Here is a 21,400-nt window from a genome sequence, read left to right on the forward strand (position 1 = left end):
CTGGGACCTGAGCGCCGGCCGTGCCGGGGTCAAGGTGACTTTGGCGGACGCTTACTGCCAGCCTGGGCTTGAGGCCTTGCGCCTTCAGTTGCGCGACGTAAGCCTTGACGGCCTCGGCTGCGCTGTACTCGAAGGACTTGGTGAGGTCGTCGCGGTTCTTGACCGTGACTTGAACCTTGGAGCGGTTCTCGATGGATGCCATGACGCTGTATTCCGTAGTTGAGGAACAGGCGTATAGGCAAGGACGAGGGGGATGATTGCGCTAGTGGCATACGAAGTGACAACGATTGCCACTGATTTGCCACTGCTGCTATCCGGTTAGCAAATCGAGAACTGCGTAAGTCCTTGATTTGCAACGGAAATTCTGGTCGGGGTGAGAGGATTCGAACCTCCGGCCTCTACGTCCCGAACGTAGCGCTCTACCAGGCTAAGCTACACCCCGTTTTTCTTGGGCCTCGGACCATCTGCTTCCAGATCGCCCACTTGCCCCAAGAGGTCAGACCGTCTTGCTCGTTTTTGCCGCTTGCCGCGTCAAGAAGTTCGCTCCACTGCCTGAACACATAAGTATAGGAGGGCTTCCTTGAATTGGGAAGGGGGGAGCGAAGAAATGTAGTCCTGTGCTTTTTGCGCCTCATCGTGCGCGGCCTTGCGGGTGGCCTCGATGGCACCGGTGCTGCGCACGATCGCGACGATCTCGTCCAGGCGCTCAACCTCGCCGTGCTCGATGGCATGGCGGATCAGCTGACGCTGGTTCTCGGTGCCGGCCTGCATGGCCAGCAGCAGCGGCATCGTGGGCTTGCCTTCGCGAAGGTCGTCGCCGACGTTTTTCCCCAACTGCGCCGTGGCGCCTTCGTAGTCCAGCAAGTCGTCGATCAGCTGGAAGGCGGTGCCCAGGCAGCGACCGTAGGCCGCGCAGCTCTCTTCCGTCGAATCGTTGCAACCCGCCAGCACGGCGCCCAGGCGGGCGCTGGCCTCGAACAGCTTGGCGGTCTTGTAGCGGATCACGCGCAGGTAGGCGTCGATGGTGACGTCCGGGTCGTGCATGTTCAGCAACTGCAGGACCTCGCCTTCGGCGATCACGTTGGTGGCCTCGGCCAGCACGTCGAGCACGCGCATGCGGTTGACCGACACCATCATCTGGAACGAGCGCGAGTACAGGAAATCGCCGACCAGCACGCTCGCGGCATTGCCGAAGATCGCGTTGGCGGTCTTGCGGCCGCGCCGCAGGTCGGACTCGTCGACCACATCGTCGTGCAGCAATGTTGCGGTGTGGATGAACTCCACGGTGGCGGCCATCTCGAAGCGCTCGTGACCCTGGAAGCCGAGGGCGCGGGCGAAGAGCAGCACCAGCAATGGTCGGATGCGCTTGCCGCCGGCACTGACGATGTAGTGGGAGATCTGGTTGATCAGCACGACCTCGGAAGCGAGGCGGCGATGGATCACGGCGTCGACCTGGGCCATCTCGTCGGCCATCAGGGCCGCGGGCAAGGTCGGATTCGGTGCGGTGGCGAGGCTCACGGGGTGGCGGGTAGGAGGGTCGGATCGCCGCGAGTCGTGGCGTCCCGGGACGCGGCCAGCGTGGCGCAGACCAAGATTATAGGAAGTGCATCATTTCCTCTGGGGGCCACGCTTGCGGTCTGCCACATCCGCGCGACAGGCGATGTGCTAGACTCGCGGGCTTCGCGTGGAGCTGGTGTGTGCCTTTTTGGGTGCGCCTAGCCTCGTGACCCGCAGGCATCCTGTCTTGGTGGGCGGTCCGCGCGAAGATGTTCTTTGTATTTGAAAGGGCTGATATGTACGCGGTCATAAAAACCGGTGGCAAGCAATACAAGGTTGCTGCCGGCGAGAAGATCAAGGTAGAACAGATTGCTGCGGAAGTTGGCCAAGAGATCGTGATCAACGAAGTTCTCGCGCTCGGAAGCGGCGCAGAACTGAAGGTGGGCACGCCCTTGGTTGAAGGCGCAACGGTCACCGCCACGGTCGTGGCACAAGGCAAGCACGACAAGGTGCGCATCTTCAAGATGCGTCGTCGCAAGCACTACCAGAAGCGCCAGGGTCATCGCCAGACCTATACCGAGCTGCAAATCAGCGCGGTCCAGGGCTGAAGCGGAAGTTGCACCTCATCCAGGAGCTGAGAAATGGCACAGAAAAAAGGCGGCGGTTCCACTCGGAACGGCCGTGACTCACAGCCCAAGATGCTGGGCGTCAAGGCGTTCGGCGGCCAGGTGGTGAGCGCGGGCTCGATCATCGTGCGCCAGCGCGGCACGCGTTTCCACGCCGGCACCAATGTCGGCATGGGCCGTGACCACACGCTGTTCGCGCTGGTCGACGGCACCATCACGTTCGACGTGAAGGGCTCGCTGAACCGCAAGACGGTGTCGGTGACGCCGGCCTGAGCGAACGCTCTCGCACGACAAGAGCCCCGGCGTGCCGGGGCTTTTTTGCTTGGTCGACGCTGCTTGCGTCGGCAGCGGATCGCGTGACGTTGCGACCGGCTTTCCGGCCGTCACGCCATCCAACGAAGGGGTATCCATGAAATTCGTCGACGAAGTCACCATCGACGTGACGGCCGGCAACGGTGGCGCCGGCTGCGCCAGCTTCCGGCGCGAGAAGTTCATCCCCTTCGGCGGTCCCGACGGAGGCAATGGCGGACGTGGTGGCCACGTCTACGCGGTCGGCGACCGCAACCTGAACACCCTCGTCGACTTTCGCTACACGCGCCGCCACGAGGCCCGCAACGGCGAGGCCGGACGAGGCTCCGACCAGTTCGGCGCCGCCGGCGATGACGTCGTGCTGCGCATGCCCGTGGGCACGATGATCCTGGACGCCGAGACCGGCGAGAAGCTCGCCGAACTCCTGGTGCACGGCGAGCGCGTGCTGATCGCCAAGGGCGGCGACGGCGGCTTCGGCAATCTGCATTTCAAGACCAGCACCAACCGCGCCCCGCGCCAGAAGACACCCGGCTGGCCGGGCGAGGTCAAGTCGCTGCGGCTGGAACTTCGCGTGCTGGCCGATGTCGGCTTGCTGGGCATGCCCAACGCCGGCAAGTCGACGCTGATTGCCGCGATCTCGAACGCGCGGCCCAAGATCGCCGATTACCCGTTCACGACGCTGCACCCCAACCTTGGCGTGGTGCGCGTGGGTCCGAGCCAGAGCTTCGTCGTGGCCGATATTCCCGGCCTGATCGAGGGCGCCTCCGAAGGCGCCGGCCTGGGCCACCTGTTCCTGCGTCACCTGCAGCGCACGCGCCTGCTGTTGCACGTCATCGACTTTGCACCCTTCGACGACAACGTCGACCCGGTCGCGCAGGCCAAGGCGATCGTCAAGGAACTGAAGAAGTACGACGAATCGCTGTACGAGAAGACCCGCTGGCTGGTGCTCAACAAGCTGGACATGGTGCCGGCCGAGGAACGCGCCGGGCGCGTCAAGGACTTCCTCAAGCGCATGAAGTGGAAGGGGCCGGTGTTCGAGATCTCGGCGCTGACCCGCGAGGGCTGCGAGCCGCTGATCCGGGCGATCTACCAGCACGTGGCTTCGCTGCAGGACCATCCGCCCGAGGACGTCGACGTGCGCTTCCTGCCCACCGAGGACCTGAGCGAGGCCGCGCCCAAGCCCGACGCCGACGACCCGCGCTTCCGCTGAGCGCCGCGACCCTGCCGATCCCGTCCACCGCAGCCCTGACCGTCCCATGAGCGAAGTCCTGAAGAACGCCCGCCGCATCGTCGTCAAGGTCGGCTCCAGCCTGGTGACCAACGAAGGCCGCGGCCTCGATGCCGCCGCGATCAACGCCTGGTGCATCCAGCTCGCGGCGCTGGTGCGGCAGGGCCGCGAGGTCGTGATGGTGTCCTCCGGCGCCATCGCCGAAGGCATGAAGCGGCTGGGCTGGGCAACCCGCCCGAAGGAACTGCACGAGCTGCAGGCCGCTGCCGCGGTCGGCCAGATGGGGCTGGCGCAGATCTACGAGACCTCGCTGAGCGAGCAGGGCCTGGGCAGCGCGCAGGTGCTGCTCACGCATGCCGACCTGGCCGACCGCGAGCGCTACCTCAACGCCCGCTCGACCCTGCTGACGCTGCTGGGCCTGGGCGTGGTGCCGGTCATCAACGAGAACGACACGGTCGTGACCGACGAGATCAAGGTGGGTGACAACGACACGCTGGGCGCGCTGGTGGCCAACCTGGTCGATGCCGACGCACTGATCATCCTGACCGACCAGAAGGGCCTGTACTCGGCCGACCCGCGCAAGGATCCGGCGGCACGCTTCATCCACGAGGCGGTCGCCGGGACGCCCGAGCTGGAGCAGATGGCCGGAGGCGCCGGCTCCAGCATCGGCAAGGGCGGGATGATCACCAAGATCCTGGCCGCCAAGCGCGCGGCCGGCAGCGGCGCCTCCACGGTGATCGCCTGGGGCCGCGAGCCCGATGCGCTGCTGCGGCTGGTCGAGGGCGAACCGATCGGCACGCTGCTGGTGGCCACGACCGCCAAGGTTGCGGCACGCAAGCAGTGGATGGCCGACCACCTGCAGCTCAAGGGATCGGTGGTGATCGACGACGGCGCCGTGCTCAAGCTGCGCGACGAGGGCAAGAGCCTGCTGCCGATCGGCGTGATCGAGGTGCAGGGCGACTTCGTGCGCGGCGACGTCATCGCGGTCCGCTCGGCCGCCGGTGCCGAGGTCGCGCGCGGCCTGGCCAACTACGCGGCCAGCGAGGCCCGCCTGATCATGCGCAAGCCCTCGTCGCAGATCGAGGGCCTGCTCGGCTACGCCAACGAATCCGAGCTGATCCACCGGGACAACCTGGTGGTGGCCTGAGCCCCTCGGCCGGCGGGTGCGCCGGCCGGTCCCGGATGGCGCTTCAACCCAGCTGCGGCGACAGGCGGCGGCGGGCTTCGTCCAGCGCGAGCTGCTGTCGGGCGGCGTAGTCGGCCAGCTGGTCCTCGCCGATGCGGCCGACGTTGAAGTAGGTCGCCTCCGGGTGAGCCAGGTAGAAGCCGCTGACGCTCGCCGCCGGTGTCATCGCGAGGCTCTCGGTCAGGGCCATGCCGATGTCGGCACCGTCCAGCACGCGGAACATGTCGCGCTTGACCGCATGGTCCGGGCAGGCCGGGTAGCCGGGTGCGGGACGGATGCCGCGGTAGGCCTCGGCGATCAGCTGCTCATTGCTCAGGGCCTCGTCGGCCGCATAGCCCCACAGCTCGGTGCGCACGCGCTGGTGCAGGCGTTCGGCATAGGCCTCGGCGAGCCGGTCGGCCAGGGCCTTGAGCATGATGGCGCTGTAGTCGTCGTGGTCGGCCAGGAACTGGGCTTCCTTCTTCTCGATGTTCAGGCCGGCCGTGACCGCGAACAGGCCGATGTGATCGGCCTTCGTCCCCTTGGGCGCGATGAAGTCGGCCAGCGAGCGGTTGGGCCGCTTCACGCCGTCGATCACCGGACGCTCGGTCTGCAGCCGCAGCGGCTGCCAGCGCAGCAGCACCTCGGTGCGGCGCTCGTCGGCATAGACCTCGATGACATCGTCGTCGACCGTGTTGGCCGGCAGCAGCGCAATCACGCCATTGGCCTGCAGCCAGCGACCCTCGATGATCCGCTGCAGCATGCGCTTGCCGTCGCTGAAGACCCGCACGGCCTCGCTGCCGACGACCTCGTCGCGCAGGATCTCCGGGTACTTGCCGGCCAGATCCCAGGTCTGGAAGAAGGGCGTCCAGTCGATGCACGCGGCCAGCTCGGCCAGGTCGTGGTTGCGGAACACGCGCCGGCCGATGAACTTGGGTGCCGGCGGCTCGTAGGCCGACCAGTCGATCGCGTGCTTGTTGGCGCGCGCCTGCGCCAGCGTCACCAGCGGCGTGGCCTTCTTGCTCGCGTGCAGGGTGCGGACCTGCTCGTAGTCGGTCTTCAGCTCGGCGATGTAGCGCGCGGCGCGCTCGTCGCTGAGCAGGTCCGAGCACACGCCCACGCTGCGCGAGGCATCGGGCACGTAGACGACCGGACCTTCGTAGTTCGGCGCGATCTTCACGGCGGTGTGAACGCGGCTGCAGGTTGCGCCGCCGATCAGCAGCGGCGTGGCGCGCTCGCGGAACCAGGCGTCGCGCTGCATCTCGGCGGCGACGTGCTGCATCTCCTCGAGGCTGGGCGTGATCAGGCCGGACAGGCCGATGATGTCGGCGCCTTCGAGCTTGGCGCGTGCCAGGATGTCCTGGCAGGGCACCATCACGCCCATGTTGACCACCTCGAAGTTGTTGCACTGAAGCACGACGGTGACGATGTTCTTGCCGATGTCGTGGACGTCGCCCTTGACCGTGGCGATGACGATCTTGCCCTTGGGCTTGACGTCGCCACCAGCGTCGACGAGTGCCTTCTTCTCGGCCTCGATGTAGGGCAGCAGGTGGGCCACCGCCTGCTTCATCACGCGGGCGCTCTTGACCACCTGGGGCAGGAACATCTTGCCCGCGCCGAACAGGTCGCCGACGATGTTCATGCCGGCCATCAGAGGGCCTTCGATGACGTGCAGCGGTCGGCCGCCGCGGGCCTCGATCTCGCGCCAGACCTCCTCGGTGTCGACGGTGATGAAGTCGGTGATGCCGTGAACCAGCGCGTGGCTCAGTCGCTGAGCCACCGTCACCGGTTGCTCAGGCGTGCCGCGCCAGGCCAGCCGGGTCGACTCGTCGCGGGCGGCGCCCTTGGCGCTCTCGGCGATCTCGATCAGGCGCTCGCCGGCATCGGGCCGGCGGTTCAGCACCACGTCCTCGACGCGCTCGCGCAGCACCGGCTCCAGGTCGTCGTAGACGCCGACCATGCCGGCGTTGACGATGCCCATGTCCATGCCGGCACGGATCGCGTGGTACAGGAAGACGGTGTGGATGGCCTCGCGCACCGGCTCGTTGCCGCGGAAGGAGAAGCTCACGTTGGACACGCCGCCCGAGACCTTGGCGCCCGGCAGGTGGGACTTGATCCAGCGGGTCGCCTCGATGAAGTCGACCGCGTAGTTGTCATGCTCCTCGATGCCGGTGGCGATCGCGAAGATGTTGGGGTCGAAGATGATGTCCTCGGGCGGGAACCCGACTTCGTCGACCAGCACGCGGTAGGCGCGCGCGCAGATCTCGGTCTTGCGCTGGAAGGTGTCGGCCTGGCCCTTCTCGTCGAAGGCCATCACCACGGCGGCCGCGCCGTAGCGCCGCACCAGCCGGGCCTGGCGCCTGAACTCGGCCTCGCCTTCCTTGAGCGAGATCGAGTTGACGATGCCCTTGCCCTGGATGCATTTCAGGCCGGCCTCGATCACGTCCCACTTGGACGAGTCGATCATGATCGGCACCTTGGCGATCTCGGGCTCGCCGGCGATCAGGTTCAGGAACCTCACCATCGCGGCCTTGCTGTCGAGCATGGCCTCGTCCATGTTGATGTCGATGACCTGGGCGCCGTTCTCGACCTGCTGGCGCGCGACGCTCAGCGCGTCCTCGAATCGACCTTCCAGGATCATGCGGGCGAAGGCCTTCGAGCCGGTCACGTTGGTGCGTTCGCCGATGTTGACGAACAGCGTGCCGGTGCCGATCTCGACCGGCTCCAGGCCGGACAGGCGCATCGGCGGCGGGGCGGGACGGTCGGAGAAGTCGGCGGTCTGGGCGGTCATGGGCGTCGCGGTCATGCGTGGATCAAGGCGCTGAAGGTCGCATGCTGGGCGCAGCGTGGCTGGTAGCGGCCGACCCGCTGGGCGATCTCGGCGATGTGGGCCGGCGTCGTGCCGCAGCAGCCGCCGGCGATGTTCAGGAAGCCGGCGGCGGCGAATTCCTCGACCAGCCGGCCAGTGACCTCGGGCGTCTCGTCGAAGCCGGTGTCGCTCATCGGGTTGGGCAGGCCGGCGTTTGGATAGCAGGACACGAAGGTCTCCCCGGCGATGCGCGAGAGTTCCTCGATGTAGGGCCGCATCAGCGTCGCGCCGAGGGCGCAGTTCAGGCCGATGGCGAGCGGGCGCGCATGGCGCACGCTGTGCCAGAACGCGCCGACCGTCTGGCCCGACAGGATGCGGCCGGACGCGTCGGTGACGGTGCCGCTGATGACCACCGGCAGCCGCTCGCCGGTCTCCTCCATCAGCTCGTCGAGCGCGAAGATGGCCGCCTTGGCGTTGAGGGTGTCGAAGATGGTCTCGACCAGGAACAGGTCGACGCCGCCGTCCAGCAGGCCACGGGCCTGTTCGAGGTAGGCCGCGCGCAGCGACTCGAAGTCGACGTTGCGGGCGCCGGGGTCGTTGACGTCCGGGCTGATGCTGGCGGTCTTGGGGGTCGGGCCAAGTGCGCCGGCCACGAAACGGGGCTTGTCGGCGCTGGCATGTCGATCGCAAGAGGCCCGTGCCAGACGGGCAGCGGCCACGTTCATCTCGTAGGCGATGTGGCCCAGGCCGTAGTCCTCCTGGGCGATCGAGGTGGCACCGAAGGTGTTGGTCTCGATCAGGTCGGCACCGGCGGCCAGGTACTGGTCGTGGATCTCGCCGATCACGTCCGGCCGGGTCAGCACCAGCAGGTCGTTGTTGCCCTTCAGGTCGCTCGGGTGGTCGGCGAAGCGCGTGCCGCGGAAGGCCGCCTCGTCGAGCTTGTAGCGCTGGATCATCGTGCCCATCGCCCCGTCGAGCACCAGGATGCGTTGGGCGAGCAGCGCCGGCAGGGCGGCACTGCGGGTGTAGGCAGGGGCGGGGGGCGCGGAAGTCATCCCGGGATTCTAGGGAGGCACCGAAGGCCGCGCCCGGCCGCCGGCTGGCTCAGTGCAGCACGACCGGCTGCTGGGCCAGCACGGTGTAGCCGGCCAGGTAGTCGTCGACGTCCTCGTCGCTGGGCGAGGCCGAGATCAGCGCCTGCACGCCTTCCTTGAAGTGCTCGGCCAGCGCGCCCTCGATGAAGATCTCGCGGCGGGCATGCTTGTCGACGATCTCGTAGCCGCCACGGGTCAGCGCGATGCCTTCGGGCATGTCGGGCAGCATCGGGAAACCGGTCGGCGCGGCGACGTCGACCTCGAAGTGGACGACCGCGTAGTTCTCCGAGTTGTAGAGCATCTGCATGGTTTTTCTCCGGTTCGGATCTGGCGTTGAATCTGGACATGGGGCAGGGCCGCTGCCTTTCAAGCAGGCGGGGGCGGCAACTGCGCGGGCTTGCCAGCTTCTTCGGCCTGTGGACCGGTTTCTGAAGCGCGGGGCGCGCCGTTCGTGAAGTCCTGCCGTCCGCGTGGTGGACGGGCCGGACGGGCAGGACGTGAAGGGCGGGCCGGACCGACGGGTTCAGCGGCGCTGCAGCACCAGCTCGATGGGCTCGCCCTGCCGCTCGGTCAGCCGGACCCGGCGCGGCCAGTGGCCGCCGGCCGGATCGGTCCAGACCTCTGCCTGGGTCGCGTCGGGCTCGCCGGTGTCGCGCCGCCAGTGCCAGCTGCCGTCGGCGGCGCGGCCCTGAAGCACGAAGTGCCAGTCCTGCACGTCGCCGCCGGCGCTGGCGACGTCCATCTCGATGCGGCTGCCGCTGGGCGGCAGGGTGGCGGTGCCGGCCAGCCGCGCGGCCAGTTGGACCATCCAGCTGACGCGGTCCTGCGCGCCGGCACGCAGCGCGGCCTCGCCGGTGCTGGCCGAGAAGGTGATGCGACCGGGCTGGCCGTCGGCCGGGCGGTTGAAGCTGACCGCCCGCTCGCTGCGCCGCAGCCGCTTCTCGGTGTAGCGCAGCGGCGCCAGGCCGGCGGCGTCGAAGCCGCCTTCGCTGTGCTGATGCATCAGCGTGCCGATCAGCGGCAGCTGGCCTTCGAGGTCCAGCGTGTAGCGCTGGCCATCGTGACGCCAGACCAGCCGCGCCTCGCCGCTGATCGCACCGCGCTTGAGCGCGTAGTCGAGCCGCACGGGCGCCGGCGGGCTGATTGCGCTGGCTGCACTGGCGGCGGTTGTGGCGGGTGCGGCTGGGGCTGGCGCTGCCGCCGCGGCGCTTGCCACCGTCGCACTGGCGGTGGCGCTGGCAGGGAAGTCATTCGAGGCAACGACGACCGGAAGAGGCTTCAGCTGGTTTTCGACACGGGCGGTTCGGGCGACCTGGGCGACCTTCGCCGGGGCGACCGCTGGCACGACCTCGGCCACGCCAGCCGGCGTCGGCAGCGTCGGGGCCTCCAGCCTGCGCGTCGACACGCTGCGGACCGGCGCTGGCGAGGTCACGGGCAGCGAGGCCGCCTGCGCCGGCCGGGCCAGCCAGGTGGGTGCGTCGCGCAGGGCGACGACATGCAGGCCCAGCACCGCCAGCAGGCACAGCAGCGGCGCGTGGCGCGGGCGCATCGGACGGCGCACAAGGGCAGGAACGGTCGGGGCGTGGGTCAAGGCGTTGGCGTGTCGGGTTTCACGGCGACGGCGGCCTGGCCGCTCATCCACCGGTTCCCGGGCGTCTGGCAGCGGCGCTGCCGGCCGGTCCGGGAGAACCCGAAATCTACAATGCCGGGAGGGCCTGGACGCTCCTTCAGCGTCCACCACGACACCTTCCTCCGCACATGAAACTCGCAAGCTACAAGGACGGTTCGCGCGATGGCCAGCTGGTCGTCGTCTCGCGCGACCTGACGCAGGCGCTGCACGCCACCGGCATCGCCAGCCGGCTGCAGGCCGTGCTGGACGACTGGAACTTCCTCGCCCCGCAGCTGCAGGACCTGGCCCACACGCTCAACCATGGCAAGGCGCGCCACGCCTTCCCCTTCGACCCGGCGATGTGCATGGCGCCGCTGCCGCGTGCACCGCGCTGGGTCCAGGCCGGTGCCTACCCGGCCGCCCGCGAACGCCAGTGCGTCGGCCTGGGCCAGGCCGTGCCCGATTCGCTGCGCAGCGCGCCCCTGCTGCGCGAGCGGCCGTCCGACCTGGGCCTGGGCGCCCGCCAGGACCTGAGCGTGCGCAGCCTCGACGGCGGCATCGACCACGAGGTCCACTGGGCCGTGCTGACGGGCGACATCGCCGCCGGCGCGACGCCCGATCAGGCGCTGGAAGGCGTGCGGCTGGTCGGCCTGGTCAATGCCTGGTCCCTGCGCGAAACGGCCGATGGTGCAGCGGCCAGCCTGCCGGCGGGCTGGGCCCCGGCGCTGGTGACGCTCGACGAGCTCGAAGGCGCTTGGATGCGCGGCCGCCTGGGCCTGCGCATCGGGCTGCGGGTCAACGGCCAGCGGGAAGCGCAGCTGGCCAGCGGTGAAGGCCAGCACTGGCATGTCGGCCAGTTGCTGTCGATGCTGGCGCGCGAGCGGCCCATCGTCACCGGCACGGTGCTCAGCTGCGGCCCGATCGGCGCAGCCGATGCCTCGGCTGGCGTGGCCAGCCGGGCCGAATGCATCGCCGAGGCCGGCTCGCCGCGCTGGCTGGAAGAGGGCGATCTGGTCGAGGTCGAGGCACTCGACGCGCAAGGCCATCCGGTCTTCGGCCCGCTGCGCCAGTCGGTGGTGGTGCGTGGCTGACGCGCGCGGGCTGCGCCGCACCGGACGCACCTGGCTGGCCCTGGCAGCGGCGGTGACGCTGGCGGCAGCCACAGCCGGCCAGGCGCTGGCCTCGCCCTTGCTGCCGCAGGCGCTCGCCTTGCTGGCGTCCGACATCGGCGCCCGCGATGCCGAGGGCAACCCACGCCCCGGTTGCCCGGTCTTGCCGACGGCCCTGGGTGACGACGAGTACGAGCGGCTGCTGGCGAACTCGCCCAGCCGCGGCGTGCTGCTGCGGCTGACCGACGTCGATCACCGCGAGGACACCGACGAGGAGGCCGTGCCGCGCGAGTCCTACCTCTACGCCCTGCCGCCCGCCGCCCTGCGTGACTGGCTTGTGCCTGGGCCGGAGGTGCGCGCGGCGGTCGCCGCCGTCGACCGCGTCGTGCTGGAACTGGACCTGAGCGATGCCACCGTGTTCGACAGCCTGCAGGCCATGGCCCGCCAGCCGCTGCCGGGTCCGAGCGGTCGCGCCGGCCGACTGCCGGCCTTGCCCGACGAGCTGGAAGCGGCGCTGCAGGGTGCGCTCGACGCCGCCTGCCTGGCGCCGCCGCCAACCTGGCGGCCGGAACTGCGCGCCCTGTCGCTGCTGGCCGGCCAGATGCGGGCCGAAGGGCATGACCCCGGCCACGCGATCGCAGGCTCGATCGCCGATCTGGCCGAATCGCTGGGCAAGCCGCTGTCTGCGCTCGAGACACCCGAGCGCCAGCTCGCGCCGCTGCTGGGTGATGGGCCGGGCGAGGTCGCCGAGCGGGTCCGCCAGGCGCTCGACGCCGTCGCCCGACCCGAGACCCTGGCCACGCTGCGGCGTGCCGAGGACGGCTGGGACAGCGCCGTGCTGAGCGAGCTGAACCTCTTCGAGCGCCGCTGCAACTGCCGCCAGACGGCACTGGAGCGGCGCCTCTGGACCGATCTGGAGGCCCGCAACAGCGCACTGGCCGAGCAGATCGCGGCCCTCCACCGGCGCGGCACCCGCGTGTTCGCCGCGCTCGGTGCGCTGCAGTTGAGCGGCCAGGCTGGCGTGGCCGCGCTGCTGGAGGGGCAGGGCTTCCAGGTCGAGTGGGTGGCCTACCCGCGCCGGCCGCCGTCGTCGCCCTGATCCGCTCCGGCGCGCGTTCTCCAGCGCCCACAAGCGAGCGGGCCGCCGCTACGATCCCAGCAAGACCGGACGAGCGCTGGTCTGCCCACACGACGACGCCCCACGCACCGACGGAGACACCATGACCGACACCAGCGGCTACGCCCAGGCCTACCAGCAGGCCAGCGAGGCTTTCGGCAAGTTCGTACCCGGCTTCGAGTTCCTGCAGGGACTCGTCAAGAACGCCGGCAAGTCCATGCCGTCGATGGGCCAGTGGATCGCCCCGACGCTCGACCCGGAAGAGCTGGAGCGCCGCATCGAGGAACTCAAGACCGTGCAGTTCTGGCTGGAGCAGAACGCCCGCATGATTGGCGCGACCGTGCAGGCGCTGGAGGTCCAGCGCATGACGCTCGGCGCGCTCAAGGGCATGAACGTGTCGATGGGCGACCTGACCGAGGCGCTCAAGGTCAAGGTGCCGGACATCTTCACCGCGGCGGCCGAGGCCACCAGGGCGGCCTCCGCACCTGCACCTGCACCCGCACCTGCACCCACACCTGCACCCACACCCGCGGCCGCGCCGGCATCGGCGTTCAGGGCTGCCGCCACGGCCAAGGCGACCCCGCCGATCGACGAGGCCCACAGCGACGACGCGCCGCCCGCCGGTGCGGCAGCCAGTGATGGCAGCGGCCCGGCGATCGACCCGATGCAGTGGTGGGGCGCCCTGACTCAGCAGTTCACCGCGCTGGCCAGCCAGGCCATGCAGGCGACCAGCGAGGCGGCCCGCCAGGCGACCGAGGCGGCCCGCCAGGCCACCGAGGCCACCAGCGACGCGACGGCCCAGGCGGTGCAGGCCGCACAAGCCGCAGCCGAAGCCGCAGCCGAAGCCGCGTCAGAAGCCGCCAAGCCGATGACCGAGGCGGTGCGCCAGGCCGCCGCGCCGGCACCGCGCCGGGCCGCGCCAAAGGCCGCAGCCCAGGCCGCAGCCCAGGCCGCTCCGGCACCCAAGGCCGCCGCGAAGAAGTCGCCTGCCGGGAAGACGGCCCCGCGCAAGGCCACGCCGCGCGCCGGCTCCTGAAGCCGCGCGTGCATCCGCCGCCGGTCCCGCGCGTCGACCCCCCCGCGCCCTCGCTGACGACATCGCTTCTGCCATGAGCACCGCCCCGCCCCTCGTGGTCCCGTCCTTCTGGCATGCCCACGCGACCCATCCCGATCCGCACATGGCGCTGGCGCTGGCGGCCGCGCAGATCGACGCCCAGGCCGGCGCCGAGCGCAGCCGCGCCACGCTGGGCTGGATCTACCTGAGCGACCGCTACGCGGCGCAGGCCGAGGCGCTGCTGGCCGAGCTGCGGCTGCGCTGGCCGACGGTGGCCTGGGTCGGCACGGTCGGCGTCTCGATCTGCGCCAGCGGCGTCGAATACGACGACGAGCCCGCGCTGGCGCTGATGCTGGCCGCGCTGCCGCCCGGCAGCTTCACGCTCTACAACGGCGAGCACGGCCTGCCTTCGGGCGCGCTCGATGGTTCGGTGCATGCCGCGCTGGTCCATGCCGACGGCCATGTGCCCGAGCTGGCCGAGCTGATCCATGAACTCGCCGGCCGCACCGCCAGCGGCTACCTGTTCGGCGGCCTGGCGGCCTCGCGCACCCGCGCCGTCCAGCTGTGCGCGCCGGCGCCGGGCGCGGCCTGGAGCGGCGGCGTCTACGAGGGCGGCGTCTCCGGCGTCGCCTTCGGTCCGGGTGTGGGGCTGATCTCGCGCGTGACCCAGGGCTGCCAGCCGATCGGTCCGAGCCACCGCATCACCAAGGCCGAGCAGAACATCGTGCTGACGCTGGACGGCGAGCCCGCGCTGGACGTGCTGCTGCGCGAGCTGGGCATCACGCTGGACGAACCGAGGCTGGCCCTGCCGGTGCTGCGCCAGACCCTGGCCGGCCTGAGCGATGCGGCCGACGAGAGCCTGTCGCGCGGCGGCCAGTTCGGGGCCGACACCCGCGTTCGCCACCTGATCGGCCTGGACCCGTCGCGCCAGGGCTTCGCGGTCGCCGACCGGGTCGAGGCGGGCATGCGGCTGGCCTTCTGCCAGCGCCATGTCGAGGCGGCGCGGCGCGACCTGGTGCGCATCTGCGCCGAGATCCGCGAGGAACTCTGCCCCGACGACCCGGCTGCGCCGCCCGCCGACGGCCCGCTCGACGACCCGGCCGCGCACATCGCCGGGGCCATCTACGTCAGCTGCAACGGCCGTGGAGGCGCGCATTTCGGCGCGCCCTCGGCCGAGCTGCAGCTGATCCGCCATGCGCTGGGCGACGTGCCGCTGGTCGGCTTCTTCGCCGGCGGCGAGATCGCGCGCCATCACCTCTACGGCTACACCGGCGTGCTGACCGTGTTCACGCGCCGGCCGTGATCCCGCCGATCCACTGCCTGCTGGCCTTCGAGACGCTGGCGCGGCTGCGCAGCGTCACGGCGGCGGGCGAGGCGCTGCACATCACGCCCAGCGCGGTCAGCCACCGCATCCGCCAGCTCGAAGGGCTGCTCGGCCGCCAGCTGTTCCGGCGTGACTTCAGCCTGACGGCCGAGGGCCAGGCCGCGCTCGCCCCGGTGCGCGAGGGCCTGCGCGCACTGCAGCAGCTCGACCCGGTGCCGGCCGCCGCGACCGCGCCGACGCGGCTGCGGCTGGCGGTCACGCCGACCTTCTCGCGCCAGGTGCTGATGCCGCGCCTGCCGATGTTCCGCCACGCCTACCCCGAGATCGAGCTGATCCTGCAGGTCGCCATCCCGCTGGCCGACGTGACGGCCGAGCAGGCCGACCTGGAGATCCGCTACGGGCCGGGCGGCTATGCCGGCGTCGAGCAGGTCTGCCTGATGGGCGACGAGGTCACGCCGGCCTGCAGCCCCGACTACCTGCACGAGCACGGCCCCTTCGACGGCTTCGAGCGGGCCGGGTCGATCGACCGCGCGCGGCTGATCCGCAGCCCGCTGGAACCCTGGTCGACCTGGTTCCGGGCGGTCGGGCTGGACCGCGCCGAACCGGCGGTCGGCGCGCAGTTCAACGACGTCGGCCTGGTGCTGGACGCGGCGGCGGCCGGCTTCGGCGTCGCGCTGCTGCGGCTGCAGCTGGGTGCGGCCTGGCTCGACAGCGGCCGGCTGGTGCGGCTGTCGCCGCGCAGCGTGGCCTCGCCCAACGGCCATCACCTGTGCTGGGCACCGGGTGCGTTGGCGCGCTGGGAATGCGCCGCCTTCGTGGACTGGCTGACCGCCAGCCTCAAGCCCGGCGCGGCGGTCTGAAATTCTTTTCACGCGCAGGCACCGCAAGATTCAGGACGCTGCCGTGTCGGTCGTCCTACAGTGGCCGACGTGACCGAAGCGGGCCGGTTTACAGTGGCGGCCCGAGTCCGCAGGCCCCGTGCCCGCATGCGAGTGGAGTCCCTGCACCGATGAACGCCCCCCTGTCGCGAGATGCGGCCAACGAGTTCGCGCCGACCGAAGTCCTGCTGCAGCCCGACGCCGCCGCACGCCGTCGCCGCCAGACCGAGGTGGTCGCCGCGCTGGCCCCGCTGCTGCCGGCCCATGCACTGCTGTGGCAGTCCGAGGACACCGTGCCCTACGAGTGCGACGGCCTGACCGCCTACCGCGAGCGGCCGCTGGTCGTGGCGCTGCCCGAGACCGAGGCCCAGGTCGCCGCCGTGCTCAAGGCCTGTCACCGCCTGAACGTCCCGGTGGTCGCGCGCGGCGCCGGCACCGGCCTGTCCGGCGGGGCGATGCCCAATGCGCTGGGCGTGACGCTGTCGCTGGCCAAGTTCAACCGCATCGTCTCGATCGACCGGCGCAGCCGCACCGCGGTCGTGCAGTGCGGCGTGCGCAACCTCGCCATCAGCGAGGCCGCCGCGCCGCTGGGCCTGTACTACGCGCCCGACCCGTCCAGCCAGATCGCCTGCACCATCGGCGGCAACGTGGCCGAGAACTCCGGCGGCGTGCATTGCCTGAAGTACGGCCTGACGCTGCACAACGTCATGCAGGTGCGTGGCTACACCATCGACGGCGAACCCGTGACCTTTGGCGGCCTTGCGCTGGACGCGCCCGGGCTGGACCTGCTCAGCATCGTCGTCGGCAGCGAGGGCATGCTGGCCGTGACCACCGAGGTGACCGTGAAGCTGGTGCCCAAGCCGCGCCTGGCGCGCTGCATCATGGCCAGCTTCCCGACCGTGCAGAGCGCCGGCGAGGCAGTCGCGCAGATCATCGCCAACGGCATCATCCCGGCCGGCCTGGAGATGATGGACAAGCCCATGACCGCCGCCGTCGAGGACTTCGTGCATGCCGGCTACGACCTCGATGCCGCCGCGATCCTGCTGTGCGAGAGCGACGGCACGCCCGAGGAGGTCGAGGAGGAGATCGGCCGCATGCAGGCGGTGCTGTCGGCCTGTGGCGCGACCCGGCTGGAGGTCAGCCGCGACGAGGCCCAGCGGCTGCGCTTCTGGAGCGGCCGCAAGAATGCCTTCCCGGCCAGCGGGCGCATCAGCCCGGACTACATGTGCATGGACTCGACCATCCCGCGCAAGAAGCTGGCCGAGATCCTGCTGGCCATCGCCGAGATGGAGAAGAAGTACCGGCTCGGCTGCTGCAACGTCTTCCATGCCGGTGACGGCAACCTGCACCCGCTGATCCTGTTCGATGCCAACGACCCGGACCAGCTGCACCGGGCCGAGCAGTTCGGCGCCGACATCCTCGAGACCAGCGTGATGCTGGGCGGCACCGTGACCGGCGAGCACGGCGTCGGCGTCGAGAAGCTGAACTCGATGTGCGTGCAGTTCTCGCCCGAGGAACGCGAGCAGATGTTCGCGGTCAAGCGGGCCTTCGACGCCCGCGGGCTGCTCAACCCCGGCAAGGTCATCCCGACGCTGCACCGCTGTGCCGAATATGGCCGCATGCACGTCAAGAAGGGCCTGCTGCCGTTCGCGGAGCTGCCGCGCTTCTGACGCGTCCCGGTGACCGCGTCGAGCCCGCAGCCCGTCCCCCTTCAACCGATTCCGGTCCACACATCACGATGAGCAAGGCATTGAACAGCCTGGTCGAGCGCGTGCGCGCCGCCCGGGCCGACGGCCGCGTCCTGGCCATCCAGGGCGCCGGCAGCAAGGCGTTCTACGGCGAGGCCGTGCGCGGCGACCGGCTCGACACGCGCGAGCTGTCGGGCATCAGCAGCTACGAACCCAGCGAGCTGGTCATCACCGCGCGCGGCGGCACGCCGCTGGCCGACATCGAGGCCGCGCTGGCCGAACGCGGCCAGTGCCTGCCGTTCGAGCCGCCGCGCTTCCCCGATCCGGACCGTCCCGGCCAGCGCGGCGGCACGGTCGGTGGCATGGTGGCGGCCGGCCTGGCCGGTCCCAGCCGCGCCAGCGTCGGCGGCGTGCGCGACTACGTGCTCGGCGCGACCTTGCTGAACGGCCAGGCCGAGGTGCTGAGCTTCGGCGGCCAGGTCATGAAGAACGTCGCCGGCTACGACGTCTCGCGCCTGCTGGCGGGCTCGATGGGCATGCTGGGCGTGATCTGCGAGGTCTCGCTCAAGGTGCTGCCGGTCGTGCCAGCCAGCGCCACGCTGCGCTTCGACTGCAGCGAGGCCGACGCGATCGAGCGCCTGCAGGCCTGGGGCGGCCAGCCGCTGCCGCTGCAGGCCAGCGCCTGGTGGCAGGGCGCGCTGGTGCTGCGCCTGGGCGGGGCCAGGGCGGCGGTCGATGCGGCCGTGCAGGGCTTCCAGTCGCAGGGCGGCGACGTCATCGACGCGCCGCTGGCACAGCGCTTCTGGGGCGGCCTGCGCGACCAGACCGACGAGTTCTTCGACCAGGCCCGCCGCAGCCTGCTCGACGGTGCCGGCCTGTGGCGCATCAGCGTGCCGGCCGGCGCCGCGCCGGTGCCGCTGCAGGGCGAGCAGCTGATCGAATGGCACGGCGCGCAGCGCTGGTGGGTCAGCCGCGAGCCGGCCGCCCACATCCGTGCCGTCGCGGCCCGGGCCGGCGGCCATGCCACGCTCTACCGCGCCCGCGACAAGGCCGCGCTGCTGGCCGGTGCGAGCGTGTTCGAGCCGCTGGCCGCGCCGCTGGACCGCATCCACCGCGAACTCAAGACCAGCTTCGACCCCGATCGCGTCTTCAACCCGGGCCGGCTCTACCCCGACCTCTGACCTGCGGCGCACCCGACCCCGACCCATGCAAACCCATCTCGCCCCCGAATACGCCGGCACGCCCGAAGGCGAGGCCGCGCAGGCCATCCTGCGCAAGTGCGTGCACTGCGGCTTCTGCACCGCCACCTGCCCCACCTACCAGCTGCTGGGCGACGAGCTGGACGGCCCGCGCGGCCGCATCTACCTGATCAAGCAGGTGCTCGAAGGCGAGACGCCGACCCGCAAGACCCAGCAGCACCTGGACCGTTGCCTGACCTGCCGCAACTGCGAGAGCACCTGCCCGTCGGGCGTGCAGTACGGCCAGCTGGTCGAGATCGGCCGCTCGGTGGTCGAGGCCAAGGTCGAGCGCCCGGCCGGCGAGCGCCTGGTGCGCGCCGCGCTGCGCGAGGGCATGACCTCGCCGCTGTTCGCGCCCGCGCTCAAGCTCGGCCAGATGGTCCGCCCGCTGCTGCCCGCCTCGCTGAAGAACAAGGTGCCGCCGCGCCCGAGCCCCGAGCAGCAGGCCCATGCGCGTCGCTGGCCGACCCGCAGCCACCCGCGCCGCGTGCTGATGCTGATGGGCTGCGTGCAGCCGGCGCTGGCGCCCAACATCAACACCGCGACCGCGCGCGTGCTCGATGCCTGCGGCATCCAGACCCTGGTCTCCGACGAGGCCGGCTGCTGCGGCGCGATCCGGGCCCACCTCAACGACCACGACGGCGCGCTGGCGGACATGCGCCGCAACATCGACGCCTGGTGGCCGCTGGTCGAGGGCATCGGCGACAACCAGCCGGTCGAGGCGATCGTCTTCAACGCCTCGGGCTGCGGCGTCACGGTCAAGGAATACGGCCATGCGCTGCGCCATGACCCGGCCTATGCCGACAAGGCCGCCCGCATCAGCGCGGTGGCGCGCGACCTGTCCGAGCTGCTGCCCGACCTGCTGCCGGCGCTAAAGTCGCGCCTGGGCCTGCGCCCGTCCGGCGCGCCCACCCGCGGCAAGCTCGCTTACCACCCGCCCTGCACGCTTCAGCACGGCCAGAAGCTGCGCGGCGGCGTCGAGGCCGCCTTCACCGAGCTGGGCTACGAGGTCCACCTCGCGACCCAGGACCCGCACCTGTGCTGCGGCTCGGCCGGCACCTACTCCGTGCTGCAACCCGACATGGCCTACCAGCTGCGTGACCGCAAGATCGGCACGCTCGATGCGCACCGGCCGCAGGCCATCATCAGCGCCAACGTGGGCTGCATCCAGCACCTGCAGACCGGCACCGACACGCCGGTGCGGCACTGGATCGAGATGCTCGACGAGGCGCTGGAGCGCTGAACCGCCCGCGCCCCGGCGGGCCCGCTCAGGCCGGCCGGCGGCGCGCCAGCACCAGGTAGATCGCCAGCCCGGCCAGCAGCGCGCCGGCCGCGCTCATCAGCGAGACCGTGAAGCCCTCGTGCGGCGTCGCGCTGCGGGCCAGCACGGCGGCCACCAGCAGCGGCCCCGCGATCTGGCCCAGCCCGTAGCTGGCGGTCAGCAGGCCGATGAAGGCGGCGGCGCCGTGCGGGCGCAGCCGGCGTGCCTCCTGCAGCGCGAACAGCGTGATCGCGGTGAAGGGCAGGCCCAGCAGCAGGCTGCCCAGCGCGAAGCCGGCGAGCGTCGGCAGCACCACGCTCAGGGCCACGCCCAGCGCCTGCATGGCGTAGCAGCCGGCCAGCAGGTGGCGGCGATCCCAGTGCATCGGCAGGCGCAGCGTCAGCAGCGCGCCGACCGAGACGCCCAGGCCGAACAGCGGCCAGAACAGGTCCAGCCAGACCGAGCCCGGCAGCGCCTGCCGCGCGATCACCGGCAGGAAGGTGGCGGTGACGATGTAGCCGTAGCCCGCCAGCCCGTAGGCCAGCGCGAACGCCGCCAGCGCGCCGCGGCGGGTCGGTGCGTCGGCCTGCGCGACGCCGCCGGTCACGCCGACGCTGCCGTGCAAACGCGGCCAGACCAGTGCCATCAGCAAGACCGCCAGCGCGGCCATCGCCAGCCAGCCCTGCCAGGCCAGCCAGCCGTGCGCCACCATCGCACTGGCCGCCAGGCCGCTGACGCTGATGCCCAGGCCGGGGCCGACGTAGATCACGCCGGCCAGCGCCGGCGAGCCCAGCGACGTCAGCCGGGCCAGGCACCAGCCCGACGTGTAGACGAAGACCAGCGCGCTGGCCAGCCCGGCCATGAAGCGCCACCACGGCCAGGCCGCCGGCCAGGGCAGGGCCATGCCGGCGGTGAGCAGCAGCGTCGCGACCAGGCCGATGCGGATCGCGCGGGTCTGCAGCAGCGGCTGGCTGCGGCCCAGCCGTCGCCACAGCCAGGGTTGCAGCGCGCAGGCCAGCGCGCCAAGCCAGTAGCCGACGTAGTTGGCCGTCGCCAGCGTGCTGGCACCGCGCAGGTCGACCACGCCATCGGCCAGCATCATCGGCAGCAGGGGCGTGAAGGCGAAACGGCCGATGCCCATGGCGGTGGCCAGGCAGAGCAGGCCGGCGAGGGCGGTGGCGACGGCGGCTTGCCGGTCGGGGGCGCGTGGTGGGCTGGACATGTCCGGCGATTGTCGATGCGCGTCGGTGTGACCCCAGGGCAGGCCCCGACAGGCGAGTCGACCGGATGAGGGAATCATGTCGGCGCTCCCTTTCACACCCGACCAACCTGTCAAGCCCGTCACCCCTGCGCCGTTCTCCTGGCGCCTGACGTCCGCATCCACCTCGCAAACA

18 protein-coding genes, 1 tRNA gene and 1 pseudogene are annotated in these 21,400 nt (G+C 70.8%); 12 read left to right on the forward strand and 8 right to left on the reverse strand.

All coding sequences use genetic code 11. From position 1 onward, the window contains the following. The 3 genes and pseudogenes from Q8X39_RS18805 to ispB form a co-directional block, all read right to left on the reverse strand. Positions 1 to 202, reverse strand: a pseudogene (locus Q8X39_RS18805) (hypothetical protein); the annotation flags it as partial. Positions 203 to 365: 163 nt separating this feature from the next. Continuing rightward, positions 366 to 442: transfer RNA gene (locus Q8X39_RS18810), tRNA-Pro, on the reverse strand. An 89-nt stretch (positions 443 to 531) separates the two neighbouring features. Continuing rightward, positions 532 to 1,473 carry an octaprenyl diphosphate synthase gene (gene ispB, locus Q8X39_RS18815; RefSeq protein WP_305751305.1) on the reverse strand — a complete coding sequence of 314 codons (942 nt, stop codon included), beginning with the start codon at positions 1,471 to 1,473 and terminating at the stop codon, positions 532 to 534. Between the two features lie 320 nt (positions 1,474 to 1,793). Between ispB and rplU the strand changes: the two genes are divergently transcribed. The 4 genes from rplU (at position 1,794) to proB (ending at position 4,807) form a co-directional block, all read left to right on the forward strand. Continuing rightward, positions 1,794 to 2,105: a 50S ribosomal protein L21 gene (gene rplU, locus Q8X39_RS18820; protein ID WP_130483388.1), complete on the forward strand. Its 312-nt coding sequence runs from the start codon at positions 1,794 to 1,796 to the stop codon at positions 2,103 to 2,105. A 33-nt stretch (positions 2,106 to 2,138) separates the two neighbouring features. Then, positions 2,139 to 2,396: a 50S ribosomal protein L27 gene (gene rpmA / locus Q8X39_RS18825; RefSeq protein WP_305751233.1), complete on the forward strand. Its 258-nt coding sequence runs from the start codon at positions 2,139 to 2,141 to the stop codon at positions 2,394 to 2,396. Between the two features lie 136 nt (positions 2,397 to 2,532). Further along, positions 2,533 to 3,642 carry an Obg family GTPase CgtA gene (gene cgtA / locus Q8X39_RS18830; RefSeq protein WP_305751234.1) on the forward strand — a complete coding sequence of 370 codons (1,110 nt, stop codon included), beginning with the start codon at positions 2,533 to 2,535 and terminating at the stop codon, positions 3,640 to 3,642. A gap of 46 nt (positions 3,643 to 3,688) precedes the next feature. Then, positions 3,689 to 4,807, forward strand: a complete 1,119-nt coding sequence (gene proB / locus Q8X39_RS18835) for a glutamate 5-kinase (RefSeq protein ID WP_305751235.1) — start codon at positions 3,689 to 3,691, stop codon at positions 4,805 to 4,807. A 43-nt stretch (positions 4,808 to 4,850) separates the two neighbouring features. Here the strand turns inward: proB and metH are convergent, their stop codons facing one another. From metH to Q8X39_RS18855, 4 genes are all read right to left on the reverse strand, one after another. Continuing rightward, positions 4,851 to 7,616, reverse strand: coding sequence for a methionine synthase (gene metH / locus Q8X39_RS18840; RefSeq protein ID WP_305751306.1), 2,766 nt, complete (start codon positions 7,614 to 7,616; stop codon positions 4,851 to 4,853). 11 nt (positions 7,617 to 7,627) lie between these two features. Beyond that, on the reverse strand, positions 7,628 to 8,689 hold the full coding sequence (locus tag Q8X39_RS18845; RefSeq protein ID WP_305751236.1) for a homocysteine S-methyltransferase family protein: 1,062 nt from the start codon (positions 8,687 to 8,689) through the stop codon (positions 7,628 to 7,630). A 49-nt stretch (positions 8,690 to 8,738) separates the two neighbouring features. Continuing rightward, positions 8,739 to 9,035: a BTH_I0359 family protein gene (locus Q8X39_RS18850; protein WP_305751237.1), complete on the reverse strand. Its 297-nt coding sequence runs from the start codon at positions 9,033 to 9,035 to the stop codon at positions 8,739 to 8,741. 216 nt (positions 9,036 to 9,251) lie between these two features. Further along, positions 9,252 to 10,277, reverse strand: coding sequence for a DUF3108 domain-containing protein (locus Q8X39_RS18855; protein ID WP_305751238.1), 1,026 nt, complete (start codon positions 10,275 to 10,277; stop codon positions 9,252 to 9,254). 209 nt (positions 10,278 to 10,486) lie between these two features. On the opposite strand from Q8X39_RS18855, the gene Q8X39_RS18860 reads away from it, so the two are divergent. The 8 genes from Q8X39_RS18860 to glcF all read left to right on the forward strand — a co-directional run bounded on the left by Q8X39_RS18860 (position 10,487) and on the right by glcF (position 19,988). Beyond that, positions 10,487 to 11,428: a fumarylacetoacetate hydrolase family protein gene (locus Q8X39_RS18860; RefSeq protein WP_305751239.1), complete on the forward strand. Its 942-nt coding sequence runs from the start codon at positions 10,487 to 10,489 to the stop codon at positions 11,426 to 11,428. After that, positions 11,421 to 12,545, forward strand: coding sequence for a TraB/GumN family protein (locus Q8X39_RS18865; RefSeq protein WP_305751240.1), 1,125 nt, complete (start codon positions 11,421 to 11,423; stop codon positions 12,543 to 12,545). Before Q8X39_RS18860 ends, Q8X39_RS18865 begins: the two co-directional genes overlap by 8 nt. A 121-nt stretch (positions 12,546 to 12,666) precedes the next feature. Then, on the forward strand, positions 12,667 to 13,599 hold the full coding sequence (locus Q8X39_RS18870; RefSeq protein WP_305751241.1) for a PhaM family polyhydroxyalkanoate granule multifunctional regulatory protein: 933 nt from the start codon (positions 12,667 to 12,669) through the stop codon (positions 13,597 to 13,599). A gap of 73 nt (positions 13,600 to 13,672) precedes the next feature. After that, positions 13,673 to 14,920 carry an FIST signal transduction protein gene (locus Q8X39_RS18875; protein ID WP_305751242.1) on the forward strand — a complete coding sequence of 416 codons (1,248 nt, stop codon included), beginning with the start codon at positions 13,673 to 13,675 and terminating at the stop codon, positions 14,918 to 14,920. After that, the gene (locus tag Q8X39_RS18880; RefSeq protein WP_305751243.1) at positions 14,917 to 15,801 is read left to right on the forward strand and encodes a LysR substrate-binding domain-containing protein; all 885 of its coding nucleotides are present in this window, start codon (positions 14,917 to 14,919) and stop codon (positions 15,799 to 15,801) included. The genes Q8X39_RS18875 and Q8X39_RS18880 overlap by 4 nt, the downstream gene beginning before the upstream one ends. Before the next feature lie 149 nt (positions 15,802 to 15,950). Continuing rightward, positions 15,951 to 17,489 (forward strand): FAD-linked oxidase C-terminal domain-containing protein, encoded by a 1,539-nt coding sequence (locus tag Q8X39_RS18885; protein WP_305751244.1) that lies wholly within the window; start codon positions 15,951 to 15,953, stop codon positions 17,487 to 17,489. A gap of 68 nt (positions 17,490 to 17,557) precedes the next feature. After that, positions 17,558 to 18,688 (forward strand): glycolate oxidase subunit GlcE, encoded by a 1,131-nt coding sequence (gene glcE / locus Q8X39_RS18890; RefSeq protein WP_305751245.1) that lies wholly within the window; start codon positions 17,558 to 17,560, stop codon positions 18,686 to 18,688. Between the two features lie 25 nt (positions 18,689 to 18,713). Further along, positions 18,714 to 19,988, forward strand: a complete 1,275-nt coding sequence (gene glcF, locus Q8X39_RS18895) for a glycolate oxidase subunit GlcF (RefSeq protein ID WP_305751246.1) — start codon at positions 18,714 to 18,716, stop codon at positions 19,986 to 19,988. 25 nt (positions 19,989 to 20,013) lie between these two features. Here glcF and Q8X39_RS18900 read toward each other — a convergent pair whose 3' ends face one another. Beyond that, positions 20,014 to 21,228 (reverse strand): YbfB/YjiJ family MFS transporter, encoded by a 1,215-nt coding sequence (locus tag Q8X39_RS18900; RefSeq protein WP_305751247.1) that lies wholly within the window; start codon positions 21,226 to 21,228, stop codon positions 20,014 to 20,016. Between the last annotated feature and the right edge of the window lie 172 nt (positions 21,229 to 21,400).

The sequence above is a fragment of the Leptothrix discophora genome (genome assembly GCF_030705305.1).
Taxonomy (GTDB): Bacteria; Pseudomonadota; Gammaproteobacteria; order Burkholderiales; family Burkholderiaceae_C; genus Sphaerotilus; species Sphaerotilus discophorus.

Excerpts from the sequence above, each read along its gene's own strand:
- cgtA (WP_305751234.1), top strand. The coding sequence starts at position 2,533 with ATGAAATTCGTCGACGAAGTCACCATCGACGTGACGGCCGGCAACGGT.
- Q8X39_RS18850 (WP_305751237.1), bottom strand. The coding sequence starts at position 9,035 with ATGCAGATGCTCTACAACTCGGAGAACTACGCGGTCGTCCACTTCGAG.
- ispB (WP_305751305.1), bottom strand. The coding sequence starts at position 1,473 with ATGGCCGACGAGATGGCCCAGGTCGACGCCGTGATCCATCGCCGCCTC.
- metH (WP_305751306.1), bottom strand. The coding sequence starts at position 7,616 with ATGACCGCCCAGACCGCCGACTTCTCCGACCGTCCCGCCCCGCCGCCG.
- glcF (WP_305751246.1), top strand. The coding sequence starts at position 18,714 with ATGCAAACCCATCTCGCCCCCGAATACGCCGGCACGCCCGAAGGCGAG.
- proB (WP_305751235.1), top strand. The coding sequence starts at position 3,689 with ATGAGCGAAGTCCTGAAGAACGCCCGCCGCATCGTCGTCAAGGTCGGC.
- Q8X39_RS18900 (WP_305751247.1), bottom strand. The coding sequence starts at position 21,228 with ATGTCCAGCCCACCACGCGCCCCCGACCGGCAAGCCGCCGTCGCCACC.
- Q8X39_RS18845 (WP_305751236.1), bottom strand. The coding sequence starts at position 8,689 with ATGACTTCCGCGCCCCCCGCCCCTGCCTACACCCGCAGTGCCGCCCTG.
- rplU (WP_130483388.1), top strand. The coding sequence starts at position 1,794 with ATGTACGCGGTCATAAAAACCGGTGGCAAGCAATACAAGGTTGCTGCC.
- Q8X39_RS18885 (WP_305751244.1), top strand. The coding sequence starts at position 15,951 with ATGAACGCCCCCCTGTCGCGAGATGCGGCCAACGAGTTCGCGCCGACC.
- Q8X39_RS18855 (WP_305751238.1), bottom strand. The coding sequence starts at position 10,277 with ATGCGCCCGCGCCACGCGCCGCTGCTGTGCCTGCTGGCGGTGCTGGGC.
- glcE (WP_305751245.1), top strand. The coding sequence starts at position 17,558 with ATGAGCAAGGCATTGAACAGCCTGGTCGAGCGCGTGCGCGCCGCCCGG.
- Q8X39_RS18860 (WP_305751239.1), top strand. The coding sequence starts at position 10,487 with ATGAAACTCGCAAGCTACAAGGACGGTTCGCGCGATGGCCAGCTGGTC.
- Q8X39_RS18870 (WP_305751241.1), top strand. The coding sequence starts at position 12,667 with ATGACCGACACCAGCGGCTACGCCCAGGCCTACCAGCAGGCCAGCGAG.
- Q8X39_RS18875 (WP_305751242.1), top strand. The coding sequence starts at position 13,673 with ATGAGCACCGCCCCGCCCCTCGTGGTCCCGTCCTTCTGGCATGCCCAC.
- rpmA (WP_305751233.1), top strand. The coding sequence starts at position 2,139 with ATGGCACAGAAAAAAGGCGGCGGTTCCACTCGGAACGGCCGTGACTCA.